The sequence below is a fragment of the Caballeronia sp. LP006 genome (genome assembly GCF_031450995.1).
Lineage (GTDB): Bacteria > Pseudomonadota > Gammaproteobacteria > Burkholderiales > Burkholderiaceae > Caballeronia.
This window is the reverse complement of record NZ_JARTVW010000005.1, coordinates 995,954-1,014,731: the sequence shown is the minus strand read 5'-3', so window position 1 is coordinate 1,014,731 and position 18,778 is coordinate 995,954. Positions and strand designations below refer to the sequence as shown.

At 63.9% G+C, this 18,778-nt stretch carries 17 protein-coding genes; 8 read left to right on the top strand and 9 right to left on the bottom strand.

What is annotated here, in order from left to right; all coding sequences use genetic code 11:
• Positions 1–2: 2 nt before the first annotated feature.
• A complete protein-coding gene (pdeM, locus tag P9250_RS21395) occupies positions 3–665 on the top strand; it encodes a ligase-associated DNA damage response endonuclease PdeM (protein ID WP_244827191.1) in 663 nt (220 codons plus the stop codon).
• Between the two features lies 1 nt (position 666).
• Here pdeM and P9250_RS21390 read toward each other — a convergent pair whose 3' ends face one another.
• Entirely contained in the window at positions 667–1,107 is a 441-nt protein-coding gene (locus P9250_RS21390; protein WP_250463406.1) for a hypothetical protein, read from the bottom strand.
• A gap of 313 nt (positions 1,108–1,420) precedes the next feature.
• Here P9250_RS21390 and P9250_RS21385 point away from each other — a divergent pair, with 313 nt between their 5' ends.
• Positions 1,421–2,593 carry an MFS transporter gene (locus tag P9250_RS21385; RefSeq protein WP_244827189.1) on the top strand — a complete coding sequence of 391 codons (1,173 nt, stop codon included), beginning with the start codon at positions 1,421–1,423 and terminating at the stop codon, positions 2,591–2,593.
• Positions 2,559–3,818, top strand: coding sequence for an MFS transporter (locus P9250_RS21380; RefSeq protein WP_350029497.1), 1,260 nt, complete (start codon positions 2,559–2,561; stop codon positions 3,816–3,818). Before P9250_RS21385 ends, P9250_RS21380 begins: the two co-directional genes overlap by 35 nt.
• Positions 3,819–4,019: 201 nt before the next feature.
• Here P9250_RS21380 and P9250_RS21375 read toward each other — a convergent pair whose 3' ends face one another.
• Genes P9250_RS21375 through hmgA form a run of 3 tightly spaced genes read right to left on the bottom strand, consistent with a single transcriptional unit; the run spans position 4,020 to position 7,990 of the window.
• Positions 4,020–5,354, bottom strand: coding sequence for an MFS transporter (locus P9250_RS21375; RefSeq protein WP_310395041.1), 1,335 nt, complete (start codon positions 5,352–5,354; stop codon positions 4,020–4,022).
• A gap of 15 nt (positions 5,355–5,369) precedes the next feature.
• Positions 5,370–6,656 (bottom strand): fumarylacetoacetase, encoded by a 1,287-nt coding sequence (fahA, locus tag P9250_RS21370; protein ID WP_310395037.1) that lies wholly within the window; start codon positions 6,654–6,656, stop codon positions 5,370–5,372.
• Positions 6,653–7,990: a homogentisate 1,2-dioxygenase gene (gene hmgA / locus P9250_RS21365; protein ID WP_310395035.1), complete on the bottom strand. Its 1,338-nt coding sequence runs from the start codon at positions 7,988–7,990 to the stop codon at positions 6,653–6,655. The genes fahA and hmgA overlap by 4 nt, the downstream gene beginning before the upstream one ends.
• 202 nt (positions 7,991–8,192) lie before the next feature.
• Here hmgA and P9250_RS21360 point away from each other — a divergent pair, with 202 nt between their 5' ends.
• Positions 8,193–9,014: an EAL domain-containing protein gene (locus P9250_RS21360; protein ID WP_244827185.1), complete on the top strand. Its 822-nt coding sequence runs from the start codon at positions 8,193–8,195 to the stop codon at positions 9,012–9,014.
• Here P9250_RS21360 and P9250_RS21355 read toward each other — a convergent pair.
• A complete protein-coding gene (locus tag P9250_RS21355) occupies positions 9,011–10,558 on the bottom strand; it encodes an FGGY-family carbohydrate kinase (RefSeq protein WP_310395033.1) in 1,548 nt (515 codons plus the stop codon). The genes P9250_RS21360 and P9250_RS21355 overlap by 4 nt on opposite strands.
• A gap of 50 nt (positions 10,559–10,608) precedes the next feature.
• On the opposite strand from P9250_RS21355, the gene P9250_RS21350 reads away from it, so the two are divergent.
• From P9250_RS21350 to P9250_RS21335, 4 genes are all read left to right on the top strand, one after another.
• The gene (locus P9250_RS21350; RefSeq protein WP_309841612.1) at positions 10,609–10,815 is read left to right on the top strand and encodes a hypothetical protein; all 207 of its coding nucleotides are present in this window, start codon (positions 10,609–10,611) and stop codon (positions 10,813–10,815) included.
• Between the two features lie 78 nt (positions 10,816–10,893).
• On the top strand, positions 10,894–12,273 hold the full coding sequence (dalD, locus tag P9250_RS21345; protein ID WP_250508625.1) for a D-arabinitol 4-dehydrogenase: 1,380 nt from the start codon (positions 10,894–10,896) through the stop codon (positions 12,271–12,273).
• A gap of 108 nt (positions 12,274–12,381) precedes the next feature.
• Positions 12,382–13,863: a xylulokinase gene (gene xylB / locus P9250_RS21340; protein WP_250491870.1), complete on the top strand. Its 1,482-nt coding sequence runs from the start codon at positions 12,382–12,384 to the stop codon at positions 13,861–13,863.
• Positions 13,864–14,069: 206 nt separating this feature from the next.
• A complete protein-coding gene (locus P9250_RS21335) occupies positions 14,070–15,017 on the top strand; it encodes a sugar-binding transcriptional regulator (RefSeq protein ID WP_310395030.1) in 948 nt (315 codons plus the stop codon).
• A gap of 55 nt (positions 15,018–15,072) precedes the next feature.
• Here P9250_RS21335 and P9250_RS21330 read toward each other — a convergent pair whose 3' ends face one another.
• The 4 genes from P9250_RS21330 to P9250_RS21315 are packed head-to-tail and all read right to left on the bottom strand — an operon-like array spanning position 15,073 to position 18,777.
• The gene (locus tag P9250_RS21330) at positions 15,073–16,221 is read right to left on the bottom strand and encodes an ABC transporter ATP-binding protein (protein WP_244827179.1); all 1,149 of its coding nucleotides are present in this window, start codon (positions 16,219–16,221) and stop codon (positions 15,073–15,075) included.
• A 48-nt stretch (positions 16,222–16,269) separates the two neighbouring features.
• Positions 16,270–16,938, bottom strand: a complete 669-nt coding sequence (locus P9250_RS21325) for an HAD-IA family hydrolase (protein ID WP_310396828.1) — start codon at positions 16,936–16,938, stop codon at positions 16,270–16,272.
• Positions 16,939–16,993: 55 nt separating this feature from the next.
• Positions 16,994–17,845 (bottom strand): carbohydrate ABC transporter permease, encoded by an 852-nt coding sequence (locus tag P9250_RS21320; protein ID WP_244827178.1) that lies wholly within the window; start codon positions 17,843–17,845, stop codon positions 16,994–16,996.
• Entirely contained in the window at positions 17,842–18,777 is a 936-nt protein-coding gene (locus P9250_RS21315; RefSeq protein WP_244827177.1) for a carbohydrate ABC transporter permease, read from the bottom strand. The genes P9250_RS21320 and P9250_RS21315 overlap by 4 nt, the downstream gene beginning before the upstream one ends.
• Position 18,778: the final 1 nt, after the last annotated feature.

The window sequence follows — 18,778 nt, the reverse complement described above, 5'->3', positions numbered from 1 at the left end:
AAATGGCAATTGAAGCACTGACGGTCGATGTGAACGGTCACGCGCTCCTGCTTTCGGCGGAGCGCGCGGCCTTCGATCCCATTCTGATGACGCTTTTCATCGCCGACGCCCACTTCGGCAAGGACGCCGTGTTTCGCGCGCGCGGCATTCCAGTGCCAGTCGGCACGACGGCGGAAAGCCTGATGCGGCTCGATACGCTCGTCGCCACGCATAAACCTGAAGCGATCGTGTTTCTCGGCGATCTGCTCCATGCGCGCGAGTCGCATGCCGATGAAACGCTCACGGCGCTACATGCGTGGCGCATGCGGCATCGGCAAATGCGGCTCGTGCTGGTCGAAGGCAATCACGACAAGCACGCGGGCGCGCTGCCCGAAGCGTTCGGCGTGGAACTCGTGAAGGAGCCGTATCGGCTGGGACCGTGGGCGCTTTGTCATCATCCGCAAACCGTGGACGATGCCTACGCGCTCGCCGGACATGAACACCCTGTTTACCGGCTCGCGACGCGTGCCGACAGCGTGCGGCTGCCGTGCTTTCGCTTCGGCCAACGCTCGGGCGTGCTGCCCGCGTTCGGCGCGTTCACTGGCGGTTTCGAGGTCAACGGCGACGTGCGCGGCGAAGCGGTTTATGTCGTGGCGGGCGAACGCGTCTTCAACGTGCGCAACTGAGTCAGTGATACGTCGACGTCGACGATTGCAGCTTGGTCAATGTCCCGCGCTGATAGCCGTACCAGCCGGACGACGTCTGCATGACGACTTCCTCGCCTTGCCAGAACACGCGTTTGACGACGAGCCTCTTGCCGATGCGCTGCACGAGCGGCGGCTTGTGACGAAAGTCGTAAAGCACGGGACCGACGTCGGTCTGCACGAGCGAGCGCGTGAGCGTGTCGGATGCGCCCGTCTGGTCGAAATGCACGACGCGCTTGGCGTCGAAGCGGTCGAAGGTATCGGTTCCGAGCACGGCGGCGAAGCCCGATTCGTCGCGCAGAAAATTGAGCGCGCCCGCCGACGTGGCAATGGGTCCGGTGGCGCTGCTTTGCGCCTGCGCGTGAACCGAGACGAGCAGCGCGGCAGCAAAGGCGGCGCCGAAAAAACTTTTGAGTTGGGACATGTCAATCAGTGGATGCTGCGTTTTTCCAACACTCGCCCAGAACTTCGCTCGCGCAAGCAATGGCGTCCTGTCAGAACATTACTAGAAACATCTGACGTCAACTAGCGGCCGCGCGGGTAAAACTCCGTCGACGAGGCGGCATTCGTCAAAATATCCGTTCGCGGGAGTGCATTGTCCGGGCCGAGCAGACTAAGGGTTTCCACCAGCATCAAAAATGACCTTTCGGTAGAATCCGAGCCTTCACTCGCCGACTCTCGCGCCGCTCATTCCGACGACGCGCACCGCGCGACACACCGCACTCGCACCCTCCGCCATGCCTCTGCCCCTTCTCGCTCTCGCCATCGCCGCGTTCGGCATCGGCACGACAGAATTCGTCATCATGGGCCTGCTGCCCAACGTCGCGCGCGATCTCGCGGTATCGATTCCGGCGGCAGGCATGCTCGTTTCGGGCTATGCGCTCGGCGTGACCATCGGCGCGCCGATTCTTGCCGTCGTCACGGCGAAGATGCCACGCAAGAAGGCGCTCATGGGGCTGATCGGCGTGTTTATCGTCGGCAATACGCTTTGCGCGCTCGCGCCGAATTACTGGGTGCTGATGGGCGCGCGTATCGTCACCGCGTTCTGTCATGGCGCTTTCTTTGGCATCGGCTCGGTGGTCGCCGCCGATCTGGTCGCGCCGAACCGCCGCGCGCAGGCCATTGCGCTGATGTTCACCGGCCTCACGCTCGCCAACGTGCTCGGCGTGCCGCTCGGCACCGCGCTCGGCCAAGCGGCCGGCTGGCGCGCGACCTTCTGGGTCGTGACCTTGATCGGCCTCGCCGCGGCGGGCGCGCTCGCGGTTTGCCTGCCGAAGCACATCGAGATGCGCGAGACCAGCATCCTGCGCGAATTCGACGTGCTCAAGAACCCGCAGGTGCTGATGGTGCTCGGCATCAGCGTGCTGGCTTCGGCGAGCCTGTTCTCGGTCTTTACCTACATCACGCCGATTCTCGAGGATGTCACCGGTTTCACGCCGCACGCCGTGACTTACGTGCTGCTGTTGTTCGGCCTCGGCCTCACGGTCGGCAGCACGCTTGGCGGCAAGCTCGCCGACTGGAAGCTGCTGCGCTCGCTGCTGACGTTTCTCCTGTCGATCGTCGTGATCCTCACGATTTTCGCGGGCACCATGCACGAACCGGTCTCGGCGATGATCACCATCTTCCTGTGGGGCGTGCTCGCGTTCGCGATCGTGCCGCCTCTGCAGATCCTGATAGTGAACCGCGCGAGCGATGCGCCCAATCTCGCCTCCACGCTCAACCAGGGCGCGTTCAATCTGGGCAACGCCACGGGCGCGTGGCTGGGCGGCTGCGTCATCAGCGCAGGCGCGCCGCTGACTTCGCTGCCGTGGGTCGGCGTGCTGATGGCGTGCTGCGCCTTTGCGCTCACGCTGCTTTCCGCGACGCTCGACAAGCGTGCGCGGCGCGTTGCGTTCGGGCAGGCCGCTTGAGGCTGCTGCCGATCCTCACGGGTTCTCGGCGAAGCGAGCGGCACGGCGGTATATGAAGGGCATTCTTTCTCGCGACTTTCTCGCGCTCATCCTGAGTGTCGCGGTGGTCGGCCTCGGGCTAGGCGCGACCATTCCGCTCACCGCGCTTGCACTCACGCAAGCCGGGTTCGGCACGGGCATCGTCGGCCTGATGACGGCGATGCAGGCAGGCGGCGGGCTGGCCGTCGCGCCTTTCGCAAGCCGCGTTGCGAGTCGGCTGGGCGCACGCGGGACGATTGTCGGGGCGGTGATCGTCGCAGCGTTCGCGACCATCGCAATGCAGTTCACCGTGAATCTGTGGCTATGGGCCGTGCTGCGCTTTCTATGCGGCGCGGCGCTGATGCTGCTATTCACCATTGGCGAAGCATGGGTCACGCAGCTCGCCGACGACTCCACGCGCGGGCGCGTCGTCGCCATTTACGCGACCAACTTCACCCTGTTTCAGATGACGGGGCCGGTGCTCGTCAGCGCCATCGGCGGCTGGACTTCGGCGCGCTTCGCCGTCTGCGGCGCGATCTTTCTGCTGGCGCTGCCCGCGCTCGCCTCGATTCGCGGCACGCCGCACACGCTTGCATCGCACGACGAACACGCTACCGCTGGCGACTGGCGGCATGTGTTGCCGCGCATGCCCGCGCTCGTGATCGGCACGGGTTTCTTCGCGCTCTTCGACACGCTCGCGCTTTCGCTGATGCCGCTCTTCGCGATCTCGCACGGCGTCGGCGCGGACGTGGGCGTGCTGTTCGCCTCCGCCATCCTGTTCGGCGATACCTTGATGCAGTTTCCCATCGGCTGGCTGGCGGACCGTATCGGGCGCACGAAGGTGCATGTCGGCGCGGGCGTGGTGGTCACGCTGCTGCTGCCGCTGCTGCCGTGGGCGGTCGAGTATCCGTGGTTGTGCTGGCCGCTCCTGTTCGTGACCGGCGCGGCGGCGGGCAGCGTCTATACGCTGTCTATCGTTGCGTGCGGCGAGCGCTTTCGCGGCACGGCGCTGGTGTCGGCGACGGCTATCGTCGGCGCTTCGTGGAGCGTGGCGAGTTTCGGCGGGCCGATCATCGCGGGGACATTGATGGATCGCGTGAGTCCGGATGCGCTGATTGGCGTGCTGGTGGTCGCGGCGGCGGCGTTTCTGGGCGCGGCGGCTTGGGAGAAGCGCGCTTCGACAGATGACGCTGATTGCGTTTCCTGAACGTCCAGCGCGCCGTCTTTCTGTCGGAGCCGGCTGCGAGCGCGCCACCGGATGGGTCGCCCTCGCAGGCATGGCGCACACGCCGTTACGCGTGGGCCTTCGTTGCACATCTGGATCGTGCCGACCGAAGGCCACGCGGCGGCGTGGCGCGACATCATGCGCCGGCGCCGGCTTCGCCTGAAGAATCAAGTCTCCATCACATCAAGCCGTCTGCGCCGCCCCACTTTGCTCCCGCCGCACGAAAGCCAGCACGCCAACCAGCAACGCCGAGCAGAACACCGGCAACGCCGCCGCATGAAAGAGCGACGCATTGCTCCATCCGAGCGCGATCATCTGTCCGCCGACGAGCGGCCCGATCACCGACCCCACGCGTCCGATGCCCAGACTCCAGCCGATGCCCGTAGACCGCAGCGAGGTCGGATAAAAATGCCCCGCGAGCGCATTCACCGCAGGCTGTCCACCGACGATGCAGAACCCGCCGGCAAACACCGCGACGAATAGCCAGAACTGCACGTGCGCCACGCCGCCGATCATCCCCACGCTCACCGCGCCCACGAGAAAGCAGGCCAGCAACACACGCACGAAGCCGAATCGTTCGATGAACCAGCCAAGCATGAGCGTGCCCACCACGCCGCCCGTCTGCAACAGCGTGCCGACCAGCACGGCCATGCCCGGCGAGTATCCCGCATCGCGCATCACGGTCGGCAGCCAGTTCGACAGGAAGTACAGATCGATGAGATTCATGAAGCTGATCGCCCACAAGATCAGCGTGACCGGCCCGCGGCCCGCGCGGAACAGTTCGGCGACCGGCGCGCCCGAACTCGCTTTTTCGCGGACGACGAGCCGCGTCGAGGCATCGATGGCAAGCGACGGATCGAACTTCGCGAGCCAGTCGCGGGCGCGCGCCTCGCGGCCCTTCAACACGAGAAATTGCAGCGATTCAGGCAGCGCGATGACCATCCAAACCGCGAGCAACAAAGGCACCAGGCCGCCGACCCAGAACACCGAACGCCAGCCGAAAGCAGGGATCAGCGCCGCGCTCACGAAGCCGCCCAGCGCCGCGCCGAGCGTGAAGCCGCACGAGACGAGCATCATCCGCTTGACGCGATGCTCGGCCGTCGAGAACTCGCCGACGAGCGCCATTGCGTTCGGCATGATGCAGCCGAGGCCAAGACCCGTCACGAAACGCAAGGCCGCGAGCACCGGCAAGCTGTCGGTGCTCGCGGTTGCGATCATCGAGAACGCGAAGAAAAACGTCGAGCCGATCAACACCGGCCTGCGCCCGATGCGATCCGCCAGCACCGACAAGCCGAGCGCGCCAAGCAGCATGCCGAAAAGACTCGCGCTGAAAACCGGCCCGAGCGCCGCCTTCGACACGTGCCAGTCCGCGATGACGGCCGGCGCGACGTAACCCATCGCTTGCGCGTCGAAGCCATCGATCACGAGGCATAGTCCGCACAACACGAGCAGCATCGCCTGAAAGCCGGGCCGGTGCGCCTGGCCAAGCGCGCTCTCCACATCGACCGCATTCGCCATGTTCAATCCTTGAAGTTAGTTGCGCGCCGCGAGGATGCGCCCCGCGCACTCGCCGAAACCAATGCGATAACCCTCGCCCTGACACCATCCGCGCAAGGTGACCTCATCGCCGTCCTGAAGGAACGCGCGCTCGCCGCCTTCGACGAGGCTCAACGGCCGTTGTCCGTTCCACGTGCTTTCGAGCAAACTGCCGCACGATTGCGGCGTCGCGCCACTGATGGTGCCGGAGCCCATGAGGTCACCCACGCGCGTATTGCAGCCCGATGCCGTGTGATGCGTAAGCTGCTGCGCCATCGACCAGTACATCAGCCTGAAATTGGTGCGCGAGATGGTCGTGGCGCGGCTCGCGCCTTCCGGCCTCAGCGTCACTTCCAGGTCGATGTCGAACGCGTGCTCGCCCTCATGCCGCAGATACGCGAGCGGTTGCGGCTCCTGCACGGGCGTCGCGGTGCGGAAGGGTTCGAGCGCGTCGAGCGTGACGATCCACGGCGAAATGGTGGTCGCGAACCCTTTCGCATTGAACGGTCCGAGCGGCACGTATTCCCATTGCTGGATGTCGCGCGCGCTCCAGTCGTTGAGCAGCACCATGCCGAAGATATGCGACTCCGCATCCGCGCAGGCAATCGGTTCGCCGAGCGCATTACCGCGCCCGATGATGAAACCCGTCTCCAGCTCGATATCCAGCTTGCGGCATGCGCCGAACACCGGCCGCTCTTCGTTGGGCGCTTTCAACTGGCCGTTCGGGCGGCGCACCGGCGTGCCGCTCACCACCACCGACGACGCGCGTCCGTTATAGCCGATCGGCATCTCGGACCAGTTCGGCAGCAGCGCATTCTTCGGATCGCGGAACATCGAGCCGACGTTGGTCGCGTGTTCCTTCGAGGAATAGAAGTCCGTGTAGCCGGGAATCTCGACGGGCAGATGGAGCGTTGCATCGGCGCGCGGAACGAGCGTGCGGCGGCGCAATGCGGAATCGTCGCGTAGCGTGGATGCGCCCTCTTGCAGCAGGCCGCCGAGCGCGCTGCGCACCGCGCGCCACGTATCGCGTCCGAGCGCGATGAAGTCGTTCAGACGCGGCGCGTTGAAGGTGCCGTGACCATCGACGAGACGCGCTTCTTCGAGCGCCGCCAGGTCCACGATCCAGTCGCCGATAGCCACACCCGCGCGCGGCCGCGGATTCACCGGGTCGCTGAAGATGCCAAACGGCAGGTTCTGGATCGGAAAGTCGCTCGCCGGATCATTGGCGGAGTCGAGCCAGCTTCTGAGTTGCGGCGCACGCGTCGCGGGAAGCGCGTCGTTCATCGTTGCTCCGGGTTGAAGTGTTTCGTGAGCCCCTGCCAGCACTCGTAGTAATGCGCCTGCAATTGCGCGGTTTCGAGCGCGAACTGCGTCGGCTTGATGAGCGTGCGCGTCTCGAACATGAAGGCGAGTGTGTCGCCGACCTTCGCGGGCTTCGAGGTATCGCTTCTCGATGCCTTTTCGAAGGTATCCGCGTCCGGCCCGTGTCCCGACATGCAGTTGTGCAGACTCGCGCCGCCCGGCAGGAAGCCCTCGGCCTTCGCGTCGTAGACACCATGCACGAGGCCCATGAATTCGCTCGCCACATTGCGATGGAACCAGGGCGGCCGGAACGTGTCCTCGGCGGCGAGCCAGCGCGGCGGAAAAATCACGAAGTCGATGCTATCGACGCCCGGCGTATCGCTCGGCGATTGCAGCACGAGAAAGATGGACGGATCGGGATGATCGAAGCTGATCGAACCGATGGCGTTGAAGTGGCGCAGGTCGTATTTGTACGGCGCGTAATTGCCGTGCCATGCGACCACGTCGAGCGGCGAATGGCCGATATCCGCGCGCCACAGCACGCCATTCATCTTGGCGATGAGTTCGAACGCGCCTTCGCGGTCCTCATAAGCCGCGTGCGGCGTGAGGAAATCACGCGGATTGGCGAGCCCGTTCGAACCGATAGGCCCGAGATCGGGCAGCTGCAGCAACGCGCCGAAGTTTTCGCAGATATAGCCGCGCGCTTCGCCATCCGGCAGCGCCACGGCAAAGCGCACGCCGCGCGGAATCACCGCGATCTCGAACGGCGCGATATCGAGCTTGCCGAGTTCGGTCCAGATCGCGAGCCGCCCTGCTTGCGGCACGATCAGCAATTCGCCGTCCGCGCTGTAGAAGAAGCGCTCGTGCATCGAACGGTTCGCCGCGTACAGATGAATCGCGCAGCCGCTCATGGATTCGGCGGCGCCGTTGCCGGCCATCGTCACCCAGCCGTCGATGAAATCGGTCGGCGCGGCAGGCATCGGCAGCGGGTCCCAACGCAACTGGTTCGGCGGCGTGGGCGGCACATCGGCGAAATTGGCGACGAGCCGCGCGCGCGAGGCATCGCCAGTCAGTTGCACGAACGGCCGATGCACTGCCGCCGGCCGGATGCGGTACAGCCACGAGCGCCGGTTATGCGCGCGCGGCGCGGTAAAAGCCGTGCCGGAAAGCTGCTCCGCATAAAGACCGTAGGCCGCGCGCTGCGGCGAGTTGCGGCCGATGGGCAGCGCACCCGGCAACGCTTCGGTCGCGAAGTCGTTGTCGAAACCCGACTGATAGTGCGCGCTGGCGCCGGTATGCGTGTCGAACGTCGGCATGGTCGTGATCCTCGATGAGTGCCATCGCATGGTATTTACGAATGGTAAAACCAATTACGTTTAGTGAAATTTGTCGTAAACCCTGAGCGTGGCTTATCCCACCCGCATATGAATATGTGAATTTGGCGCAAGCCACGGCGCCATGCGCTGGTACCATCGACGGAATTCGTCCCACATTGGAAGCCTTAACGCCGAACGCGCCATGATCACCCCGTCCGTGACAGAACTCGTCAACCGCGCCAAGGCGCATCCGTTTCTCGGCGCGCATATCGTGCTGGGCGAAGGCGAGCACGCGGGACAAGCGGTCGCGAACTATGGCGAGTTGCGTATTGCAAGCGCGTATGAGCCGATCTTCGATGTCGGCACGCATAGCTTTCCGCAGGTGTTGAGCGCGTCGCCCGAAAGCGCGGAGCGTTTCGGCGACGAACTCGGCGTGCAGGCGCAGACGCTGATCGAAGGCGATACTCCGCACGATCCCTTTGGCCAGCTGGACAACGACCGCGAACTCGTCGCGCTCGACCGGTTATCGCGCGCGCTGCATGCGTTCAATTTCTTCGGCGCGCAAAAGCCCGGTCTGCTGTTTTTGCGCGTGCATGAGCGGTTATTGAAGAGCGTGAAGTACGACCACGGTCTGCACTTCTCGTCGGTGTTGCTGGAGTTCGGCGTGAATCCCGGACGCATCGTGATCGAATTGCCGGCGGCGGCCGTCGCGCACAAGACGTTTCTCGGCTACCTCATCAAAAGCTATCAGCGCTACGGTTTCAAGGTAGCGGGCAATCTGCCCAATGCCGGGCAGATCATGGCGGTATCGGACATGGCGCGGCTCGACTTCATCAAGATGGATGCGCGCGCCGCCTTGCGCGATTCCGTGGTCAAGCATCTGGTGGCGTATGCGCACAGGCTGCGCATTCCGCTCATCTTCAGCAATGTCGCCGATGCCGCGCAGTTCAATGCGCTCGAACAATACGACGTGCACTTCGTGCAAGGGCCGGTGTTCGACGCGCATCCCGGAGAATTGCGTTAGCTGTCGCTGCGCAGGCGATGCATCAGCGGCTTCAGCGCCGGATACAGATCGAGATAGACGCCGAAGCGGTCTCTATAAACGCGTTGCCGTGCTTCGTCCGGCTCTGCGCGATCCACGAGCGTGACCCAGCCGCCTTCCGCCGTTTCGCGTGAAATGAGATTGGCACCGAGCGCCGCGAGCAAGGCCGCGCCCATCGCCGCTTCGACTTCCTGTTCGATGGATTGCACGGGATAACCCGTTACATCCGCGATGATCCGCATCCACAGGTCAGAATGCGCCGCGCCGCCGACCACGATCAGCTTGTCATCCAGCGATTGCGCGCCGCGCCGCCCTGCTTCCATGTTGTGCTTCAACGCAAACGCGACGCCTTCGAGCACCGCGCGATAGAGCGTCGCGCGCGTGTGAAAGAGATTCAAGCCCACGAACGTGCCGCTCGCGTGGGCATCCCAGACGGGGCTGCGCTCGCCCATCAGATAAGGCAGGAACACGACGCCGTCCGAACCCGCCGCGACCTTGGCCGCCGCATCTTCGAGCAGCCGATGCGGATCGCCATCGGGTATTTGCTTGGCTGCCGCGATCTCGGCCTGACAGAACTGATCGCGATACCACGCGACGCACGCGCCGGCCGTGCTGGCGCCACCGAACACGTAGAGATCGCGCTTGCCGTTGTAGACGTGCGGCATGGAGACGAGACCGTGTTGCGCATCGACGCTCTGGTTGATGTAGCCCCAGCACATGCTCGTGCCGATCATCGCGACATGGTGACCCGCGCGCGTCACGCCCGCCGCGAAAGTGGCGACGGCCGCATCGACGCCGCCCGCGACGATCGGTGTGCCCGCCGCAAGCCCGAGCTTGTCCGCCCACTGCGGCAACAGCCCGCCCACGATCTCCGACGACTCGACGAGCCGCGCGGGCATCATCGACACGGGAATGCCGAGCATGTCGAGCGCTTCTTCCGACCACGCGCGGCGGCCGATGTCGTACACGCCGCCGATATTGCCCGCCGAGCTGTGATCGATCGCGAGTTCGCCCGTGAGGCGCTGGATGATGAACGCATTCGGCGGCAGGAAATAGCGCGTCTTCTTCCAGACTTCCGGCTGCTGCTCGCGCATCCACAGAATTTTCGTGAAGCCGTAGTAGCTGTCGACGCCGTTGCCGGTGATCGCCTCGATGCGCGCCATATCCACGTTCTGCCGCACCCATTCGACTTGCGCGGTCGCGCGGCGATCCATCCAGATGAGGCACGGGTAAAGCGCTTCCATGTCGTCGTCGACGGGAATGCCCGAGCCGCCGTAGAGACTGCTCACGCAGACCGACTTGATCTGATCGGCCGCGACGCCCTTCGCGCGCGCTTTCGCGACGCAGCCGCTCAAGGCTTCGGTCACGGCATCGAACCAGACGGACGGCCATTGTTCCGCCCAGAGCGGCTTCGGTGTATCCGGATGATAGGCGCTCGAATGTTGCGCGATGATTGCGCCAGTCGTATCGACGAGAAGCGCCTTCGTGCTCTGCGTGCCGATGTCTATGCCGATCACGTAATCCATGCTTTGTCTCCGACTCGTATCTTTCTGTGTGGTTTGCCGCGTCATTGCCTATGGTTGATGCAGACCTTCGTTCAACGCCGGCCATGCTGACTATCCGGGTTATTCCCGATTCGTCCTGTAACGGCGCGCTGGGCTACGTCCGGCGCTTAAGCGCCGCTGCCGCGCGCGGCCGCATGCGGCACCGCGCCTTGACTTTCGCGATGCCCAATACGATCATTCGATCAACCAAAGAGCAAATGCTCACCACGGCTGCGTAAATTGTGAGCGCAAGGCGTCGCAAACGCAAACGGTCGTCCGCGAAGAACGGGCGCACATCCAATCAAAGGAAGCGAGACATGACGAGCGAAAACAATGTGATCCTGCACATCGGCGCGGGGTCTTTTCATCGCGCGCATCAGGCGTGGTACTTGAGCCGGCTGATCGAATCGGGCGATGCGAGCTGGTCGCTCGCCGTGGGCAACATTCGCGGCGACATGAACGCCGTGCTCGATGCGCTCGCCGCGCAAAACGGCGAGTACACGCTCGAAACCGTCACGCCGCAAGGCGAGCGCGACTACGAAACGGTGCGCTCCATCCGCCGCGTGATTCCCTGGACCGCCGATCTCGACGGGCTCATCGCGGCGGGCAGCGCGCCCGAATGCAAGATCGTATCGTTCACCGTCACCGAAGGCGGCTATTACCTCGACGAACACGACAAGCTCGAAACCGGCAACGTCGATCTCGCCGCCGACCTGAAAGGCGCGAAGACCACCATCTACGGTGCCATTGCCGCCATTCTCGACGCCCGCATGAAGAACGACGCGGGCAAGCTGTCGCTGCAGAACTGCGACAACCTGCGCAGCAACGGCGACCGCTTCAAGGCGGGCATGCTCGAATTCCTCGAACTGCGCGGCGAAACGAAATTGCGCGACTGGATGATCGCCAACACCTCGTGCCCGAACGCGATGGTCGACCGCATCACGCCGCGTCCGACACCCGATGTCGCGGAGCGCGTGAAAGCCGCGACGGGTTTCGACGACCGCGCGCCGATCATGGGCGAGAAGTTCATTCAGTGGGTGATCGAGGATCACTTCATCGCGGGAAGGCCCGCTTGGGAGAAGGTGGGCGCGGAGATGGTCGAGTCCGTGCTGCCTTACGAAGAGGCGAAGATCCGCATTCTCAACGCGAGTCATAGCTGCATTGCGTGGGCGGGAACGCTCGTCGGCCTGCAGTACATTCACGAAGGCACGCAGGACCTGGAGATTCGCGCCCTCGCCGAAGCCTATGTCACCGACGACGTCATCCCGTGCCTCACGCCTAGCCCGATCGATCTGGCGAAGTATCGCGATGTCGTGCTCGACCGCTTCAGCAATCCGTATATCAAGGACACGAATCAGCGCGTCGCCGCCGATGGCTTCTCGAAGCTGCCGGGCTTTATCGCGCCGACGCTCGCGGAATGTTTCGAGCGCGACGTCGATCCCGACTCGACCGCGATTCTGCCCGCGCTCTTCTTTCGCTTCCTCGAACGCTGGCACGAAGGCAAGCTGCCTTATACCTATCAGGATGGCGTGATGGACCCCGCCGTCGCGCATGGCTATTTCACGGCCGACGATCCGATCAAGGCCTTCGCCGGCGACAAGCTGCTCTGGGGCAGCATGGCGCAGACCGAGAGCCTGGAGCGCGTGCTGCGCGCGGCAATCGGGCGCGTCGATGCGTGGCTCAAGAACCGGCCTTGATTGGCTCGCTTGGGTGTTGTGCTCATGGCGCATTGAGGCGCACGGCGTTACATTAGCGCCTCCGGTTTTCTGCCGGGCTTCGCGCCTGGCTTCGACAAAGGTCCGTTCATGTATTTAGGTATCGACCTCGGCACCTCCGAAGTGAAAGTGCTGCTGCTCGCAAGCGACGGCAGTGTAATCGGCACGGCGGGCACGCCTTTTACGGTGTCGCGCCCGAAACCGCGCTGGTCCGAACAAAATCCGCTCGACTGGTGGGCAGGCACGCGCGCCGCCCTCTTCGCCTTGCGCGACAAGTTTCCGAAAGAGTTCGCGCAAGTGCGCGGCATCGGCCTGTCCGGGCAGATGCATGGCGCGGTGCTGCTCGATTCGAGCGATCGCGTGCTGCGCCCGGCCATCCTCTGGAACGACATGCGCAGCGACAAGGAGTGCGCCGAGCTTTACGAGCGCGCGCCGAATCTGCACGAGATCGCCGGTAATCTGGCGATGCCCGGTTTCACCGCGCCCAAGCTGCTCTGGGTCGCGCACAACGAGCCGGAAATCTTCCGGCAGACGGCTTGCGTGCTGTTGCCGAAGGATTATCTGCGCATGCATCTCACGGGCACGAAGGTGTCCGATCCATCCGATGCCGCCGGCACGCTTTGGCTCGATGTCGCGCGACGCGACTGGTCGGACGAACTGCTCGCCGCGTGCAGCATGACGCGGCAGCAGATGCCGAAGCTCGCCGAAGGCAGCGAGCCTTCGGGCACCTTGCGTCCGGAACTCGCGCGTGAACTCGGCTTGCCCGATGGCGTCATCGTTGCGGCAGGCGGCGGCGACAATGCGGCGAGCGCGGTGGGAATCGGCGCAACCGAACCCGGCGATGGCTTCCTCTCGCTCGGCACGTCGGGCGTGTTGTGCGTGGTGGGCGATCGCTTCAGGCCCAATCCGGCATCGGCGGTGCATGCGTTTTGTCACGCCATTCCGGATCGCTGGCATCAGATGAGCGTGGTGTTGTCGGCGGCGAGTTGCCTGCGCTGGGTATGCAAGCTCACGTCCACCGACGAGCCCACGCTGCTTGCGGAAATCGAGGCGCTGCCCGCCGATGCCTTATCGACCGCGCCTTTGTTCCTGCCGTATCTGAGCGGCGAGCGCACGCCGCACAACGACCCTTACGCGCAGGGCGTGTTCTTCGGCATGACGCACGCCACCGATCGCGCCTTGCTCGGCTATTCGGTGCTGGAAGGCGTGACGCTCGCCCTGACCGATGGTCTCGACGCCTTGCAATCCGCGGGCACGGAAGCGCATGCCTTGTCGCTGCTTGGCGGCGGCGCGCGCAGTGCGTACTGGGGCCAAATGTTCGCCGATGCGCTCGATACGCCCACGCGCACGCACGGCGGCGGCGAGACGGGCGCGGCGCTCGGCGCGGCGCGGCTCGGCTGGCTCGCGGCGGGCGGCGATCCGGCGACGGTGCTGACTAAACCTGCCATCAAACAGGAGTTCACGCCGAATGCCGAGCGCCACGCGGCGTTGCGCCAGCGGCTCAAGGGCTATCGCGAGCTGTATCAGCACGTGCGGCCGTTGTTCGATCCGGCGCGTCCGCGACTAGCCTGACGCCGAGAGACGTTCGAAAGCCGGCTGTTGCCGTTAAGCGGGCAGCCGGCTGTTTCGTTTTTCAAACGGCATTCATTGGCCGCCTTGCTTGGCCTGAATGCAGCGTTTCGGTCGTGCGGGTAAATATTCGGCGATGGTTTCCGACGATAAACCGCGCCGCGCGCTATAAAAAGAACTACAACTGAAGCAGACTCAATTCAACGACCGTGCCCAAGCCCAACGAAAAACTCGATCTGGCGACGCGCGCCGCGTGGCTCTACTACGTCGCGGGCAATACTCAGAATGAGATCGCCGAAAAACTGCAAATCTCGCGACCTGTCGCGCAGCGGCTCGTCGCCTTCGCGGTCGAAAAGAACCTGATTCGCGTGCGAGTCGATCATCAGATCGCCGATTGCCTTTCGCTTGCGAAGCAACTCAGCGACCGCTACGGACTCGCGATGTGCGAAGTGGTGCCCATCGACGGCGACAGCAACGAGCAAGTGGACCGCAAGCTCGCGGTAGCAGGCGCGCAGGTGATGGAACGCTATCTCGTCGATGAGAAACCGCTCGTCGTCTCCATCAGCAGCGGGCGCACGCTCAAGGCGGTGGTCGCGCAGATCGGGCAACTGGAGCGGCCGCAGCATCGGCTGGTGTCGCTCGTCGGCGCGATTGCGCACGATGGTTCGTCCAATCGCTACGACGTCGCGCAGCAGCTCTCCGAAAAGACCGGCGGCAAGCACTTCATGCTGCCCGCGCCGCTCATGGCCGATAGCGAAGCCGAGCGCGCGCAATGGTGCAATCACCGTCTTTATCGGATCGTGGATGCGCTCGCGCAGAAAGCGGACGTGGCTTTTGTCGGCATCGGCAATGTGGGCATCAATTGTCCGCTGCACGAGGACGGGTTCATCTCGAACGCCGAAGTCCACGAGTTGATGAAAGCGGGCGCGGTGGCGGAACTGCTCGGCCTGCCGATCGATGCGAACGGAGCGCGCGTCGATTCGAGAACAGGCGCGCGCGCGACGAGCCTCCGGATCGATTCGCCGCCGAAACGGCCGACCATCGGCTTTGCCGGCGGCGAGCGCAAGCGCGCGGCGCTGGTCGCGGCGTTGAAGGGGAAGTGGTTGTCTGGATTGGTGACAGATGAGCTTTGCGCGCGCGCGGCGCTGGCGGCTTGAATCGCTCGTCCCATGACGCCGGCGTCCACGCGAGACACCGGCGCCACTGCGGAAATCAAGCCCGCGCCACGCTCGGCACAGCCAATTCCGGATGCTCCACGAGATAAGCTTCCACCACGTGCCGCCTGAACGCGATGCCGTCGGCGTTGAACAAATGGCAGTGTTCCGGCGACGCGCCCACCTTCAGCTTCTCGCCCCGCGTGTGCTTCTCCAAGGGCGGAATCCGCGAGATCAAGCCGTCCGGCGCCACCGATGTCTCCGCGTACAGATAAGCCGCGTCGCCGAGCGTTTCCACGGTCATCGTCGAAGCGGACACGCCGTATTCCGAAACGTTCGGCTGTAACGCTTCCGGACGAATGCCGATAGTCACCGCATCGCCGGGCTTGGCATTGCCTGGCAGCACGCCGGCCAGTTGCGTCTCGCCGGTGGAATACTTCACGAGCACGCCATCGTCCTGAATGCGCTCGACCGTGCCCGAGAGAAAGTTCATCTTCGGCGAGCCGATAAAACCCGCCACGAACTTGTTGGCCGGCGCGTGATACAGCGTGTTGGGCGTGCCGACCTGCTCGATATTGCCCGCCGAGAGCACCACGATCTTGTCCGCCAGCGTCATTGCTTCGACCTGATCGTGGGTCACGTAGATCATCGTCGTCTTGAGATCGTCGTGCAGGCGCGCGAATTCCAGGCGCATCTTCACGCGCAACGCGGCGTCAAGGTTGGAAAGCGGTTCGTCGAAGAGAAACACTTTCGGCTTGCGCGTGATCGCGCGGCCAATCGCCACGCGCTGGCGCTGCCCGCCCGACAACTGCTTCGGCTTGCGGTCCAGCAAGTGATCGATATGCAAGATCTTCGCGGCGTTCTTCACGGCCGCATCGATCGCGGGCTTCTTCTCGCCCGCGAGCTTGAGTCCGAACGCCATGTTGTCGTAGAGCGTCATGTGCGGATAGAGCGCGTACGACTGAAACACCATCGCAATGCCGCGCTTCGCGGGCGGCAACTCGTTCACGCGCACGCCGTCGATCGACAGATCGCCGCCGCTGATCTCCTCCAGCCCCGCGATCATGCGCATCAGCGTGGACTTGCCACAGCCCGACGGTCCGACGAACACGACGAACTCGCCGTCGTTGATATCGAGGTTGACGCTCTTCATCACCTCGGTGTCTTCATATCGCTTGTTGATGTTACGCAGTGTCAGACTAGCCATGATCCGTCTCCATGTTTCTTTGTTTGCGACGCTTAGCCGAGCCTCTTTTCAAGGCGTCTCGAAGGTCGCATGCTGCAGCCATTGTTCGACGAGTGCGGGCAAGCGCGCCATGTCGTCGAAGACGACTTTCGCGCCCGCGCGCTTCAACGCGCCGATCTGTCCTTCCGTCGCATGTCCTCCGCCGATGAACCCCAGCACCTGCATGCCCGCCGCGCGCGCCGCCGTCACGCCGGTCACGCTGTCCTCCACCACGAGGCAGCGCAACGGGTCGACCTTCAACGCGCGCGCCGCCGCTAAATACACGTCGGGCGCAGGCTTCGGGTTCGCCACCATGTCCGCCGTGAAGCGCCTGTCGCCGAAAAACTGCACGAGGCCCGTGCGATTCAGGACGGTATCCACGTAAGCCGCGAAGCTGTTGCTCGCGCATGCCTTGGTGAGCGGCACGGCGGCAAGCGCCTCGGCGATGCCCGCGACCGGCGGCGCTTCTACCGCCGCCGCTTCGACCGCGCGGCGGATCGACATGATCTGATCCTGCGTGAGCGTGCGGTTCACGGTGTCCGCCGCGCTCGCGAGCACGGCTTCGATGCGCAAGCCGAGCAGCGGCATCACCACGGGTTCGATATCGACGCCTGGCCACAGCGTCTGCAATTCCGTGACGAGCATGCGCGCCGCCACGGCTTCGCTGTCGATGAGCACGCCGTCGCAGTCGCAGATCATCAGTCGATCTGCGAGCGCGGCTTCTCTGGAAGGTGTCAGGTTCACTGGGTACGCCTCACTTCACCGCGCCGAAGGTCAGGCCGCGCACCAGTTGCTTCTGCGAGAGCCAGCCGACGATGAGAATCGGCGCGACGGCAAGCAGCGACGCCGCCGAAAGCTTGGCCCAGAACAAGCCTTCCGGACTCGAATACGACGCGATGAACACGGTAAGCGGCGCCGCGTTCGAGCTCGACAGGTTGATGCTCCAGAACGCCTCGTTCCAAGAGAGGATCACGAGCAGGAGACCGGTCGATGCCAGTCCCGGCAGCGACATCGGCATGAGCAGATAGACGATCTCCTGCCACGTCGTCGCGCCGTCTATGCGTCCCGCTTCGAGAATGTCGCGCGGCACTTCGTTGAAGTAAGTGAACGCCATCCACACGGCAATCGGCAAATTGATCAGCGTGTAGACGATGATGAGACCCGACACCGTATCGAGCAGGCCCGTGTTCTTCCACAACAGATAGATCGGCACCAGCACGCCGACCGACGGCATCATCTTCGTGGAGAGCATCCACAGCAGCACTTTCTGCGTCTTCTTCGTGGGGAAGAAGGCCATCGCGTAGGCGCAGGGCACGGCGAGCAACAGACAGATCACCGTGACGCCCAGCGAGATCAGCACCGAGTTGAGCGCGAAGCCCCAGTAGTTGCTGCGCGCGAAGACCTCGCGGAAGCTGTCGAGCGTCGGCGTGAAGAAAAGCGACGACGAGTATGCCTGCTGCTCGGTCTTGAACGCGGTGATCGTCATCCAGAAGATGGGGAAGAACAACAGGATCGAAACGATCCACGCAACGATGCCAGGCACGATGCGCTTCACATGTTCGAACACGGGCACGGGCGGCCTGGTGGAAACCGGTTGAGTGCTCATGACTCGTACTCCCCTTTGAGGTTCTTCGCAAGCATTCTCACGAGGAAGAACGCAACCACGTTCGCGAGGATCACCGCGAGGATGCCGCCCGCCGATGCGAGACCGACATCGAACTGCTGCAGACCGAGCGCATAGATGAGATACGACAGGTTGGTGGTCGCGGTGCCCGGACCGCCGCCGGTGGTCGTATAGATTTCAGCGAAGATCGACAGCAGGAAGATGGTTTCCATCATCACGACGACGGCGATTGCGCGACGCAAGTGCGGCAGCGTGATGAAGAAGAACATGGCGAACGGACCCGCGCCGTCGATGCGCGCCGCTTCCTTCTGCTCCTGATCGAGCGACTGGATCGCCGTGAAGAGAATCAGGAACGCGAACGGCAGCCATTGCCACGACACGATCATGATGACCGCGAAGAGCGGGTAGTCGGCGAACCAGTCGATCGGCTGCATGCCCATGGAACGCATCAGCGAGGCGACCAGGCCATACACCGGGTGCAGGATCATGTTCTTCCAGATCAGCGCGGACACCGTCGGCATGACGAAGAACGGCGCAATCACCAGAAGCCGCGCAATGCCCTGCCCGATGAACTTGCGGTCGAACAGCACGGCAAGCAGCACGCCGCCGATCACCGTGATGCCGAGCGTCGAGCCGATCAGGGTTAGCGTATGGCCAATGGACGGGCCGAACGCCGGGTCGGTGGCGAGGAACTCGTAGTTATCGAAGCCCGCGAAACCCTTTACATCGGGATTGAGCAGGTTGTAGCGCGAGAACGAAAACCAGATCGTCATCGCGAGCGGGATCGCCATCCACAAGAACAGGAGACCGGTCGAGGGCGTGATCAGCCAGCGTACCGACTTCGCGCGCTTCTTGTCGCGCTCGGCCGCGGACTCCTGGTAGTGGTCGGAGATAGGGGGATTCAGTTGACTCATC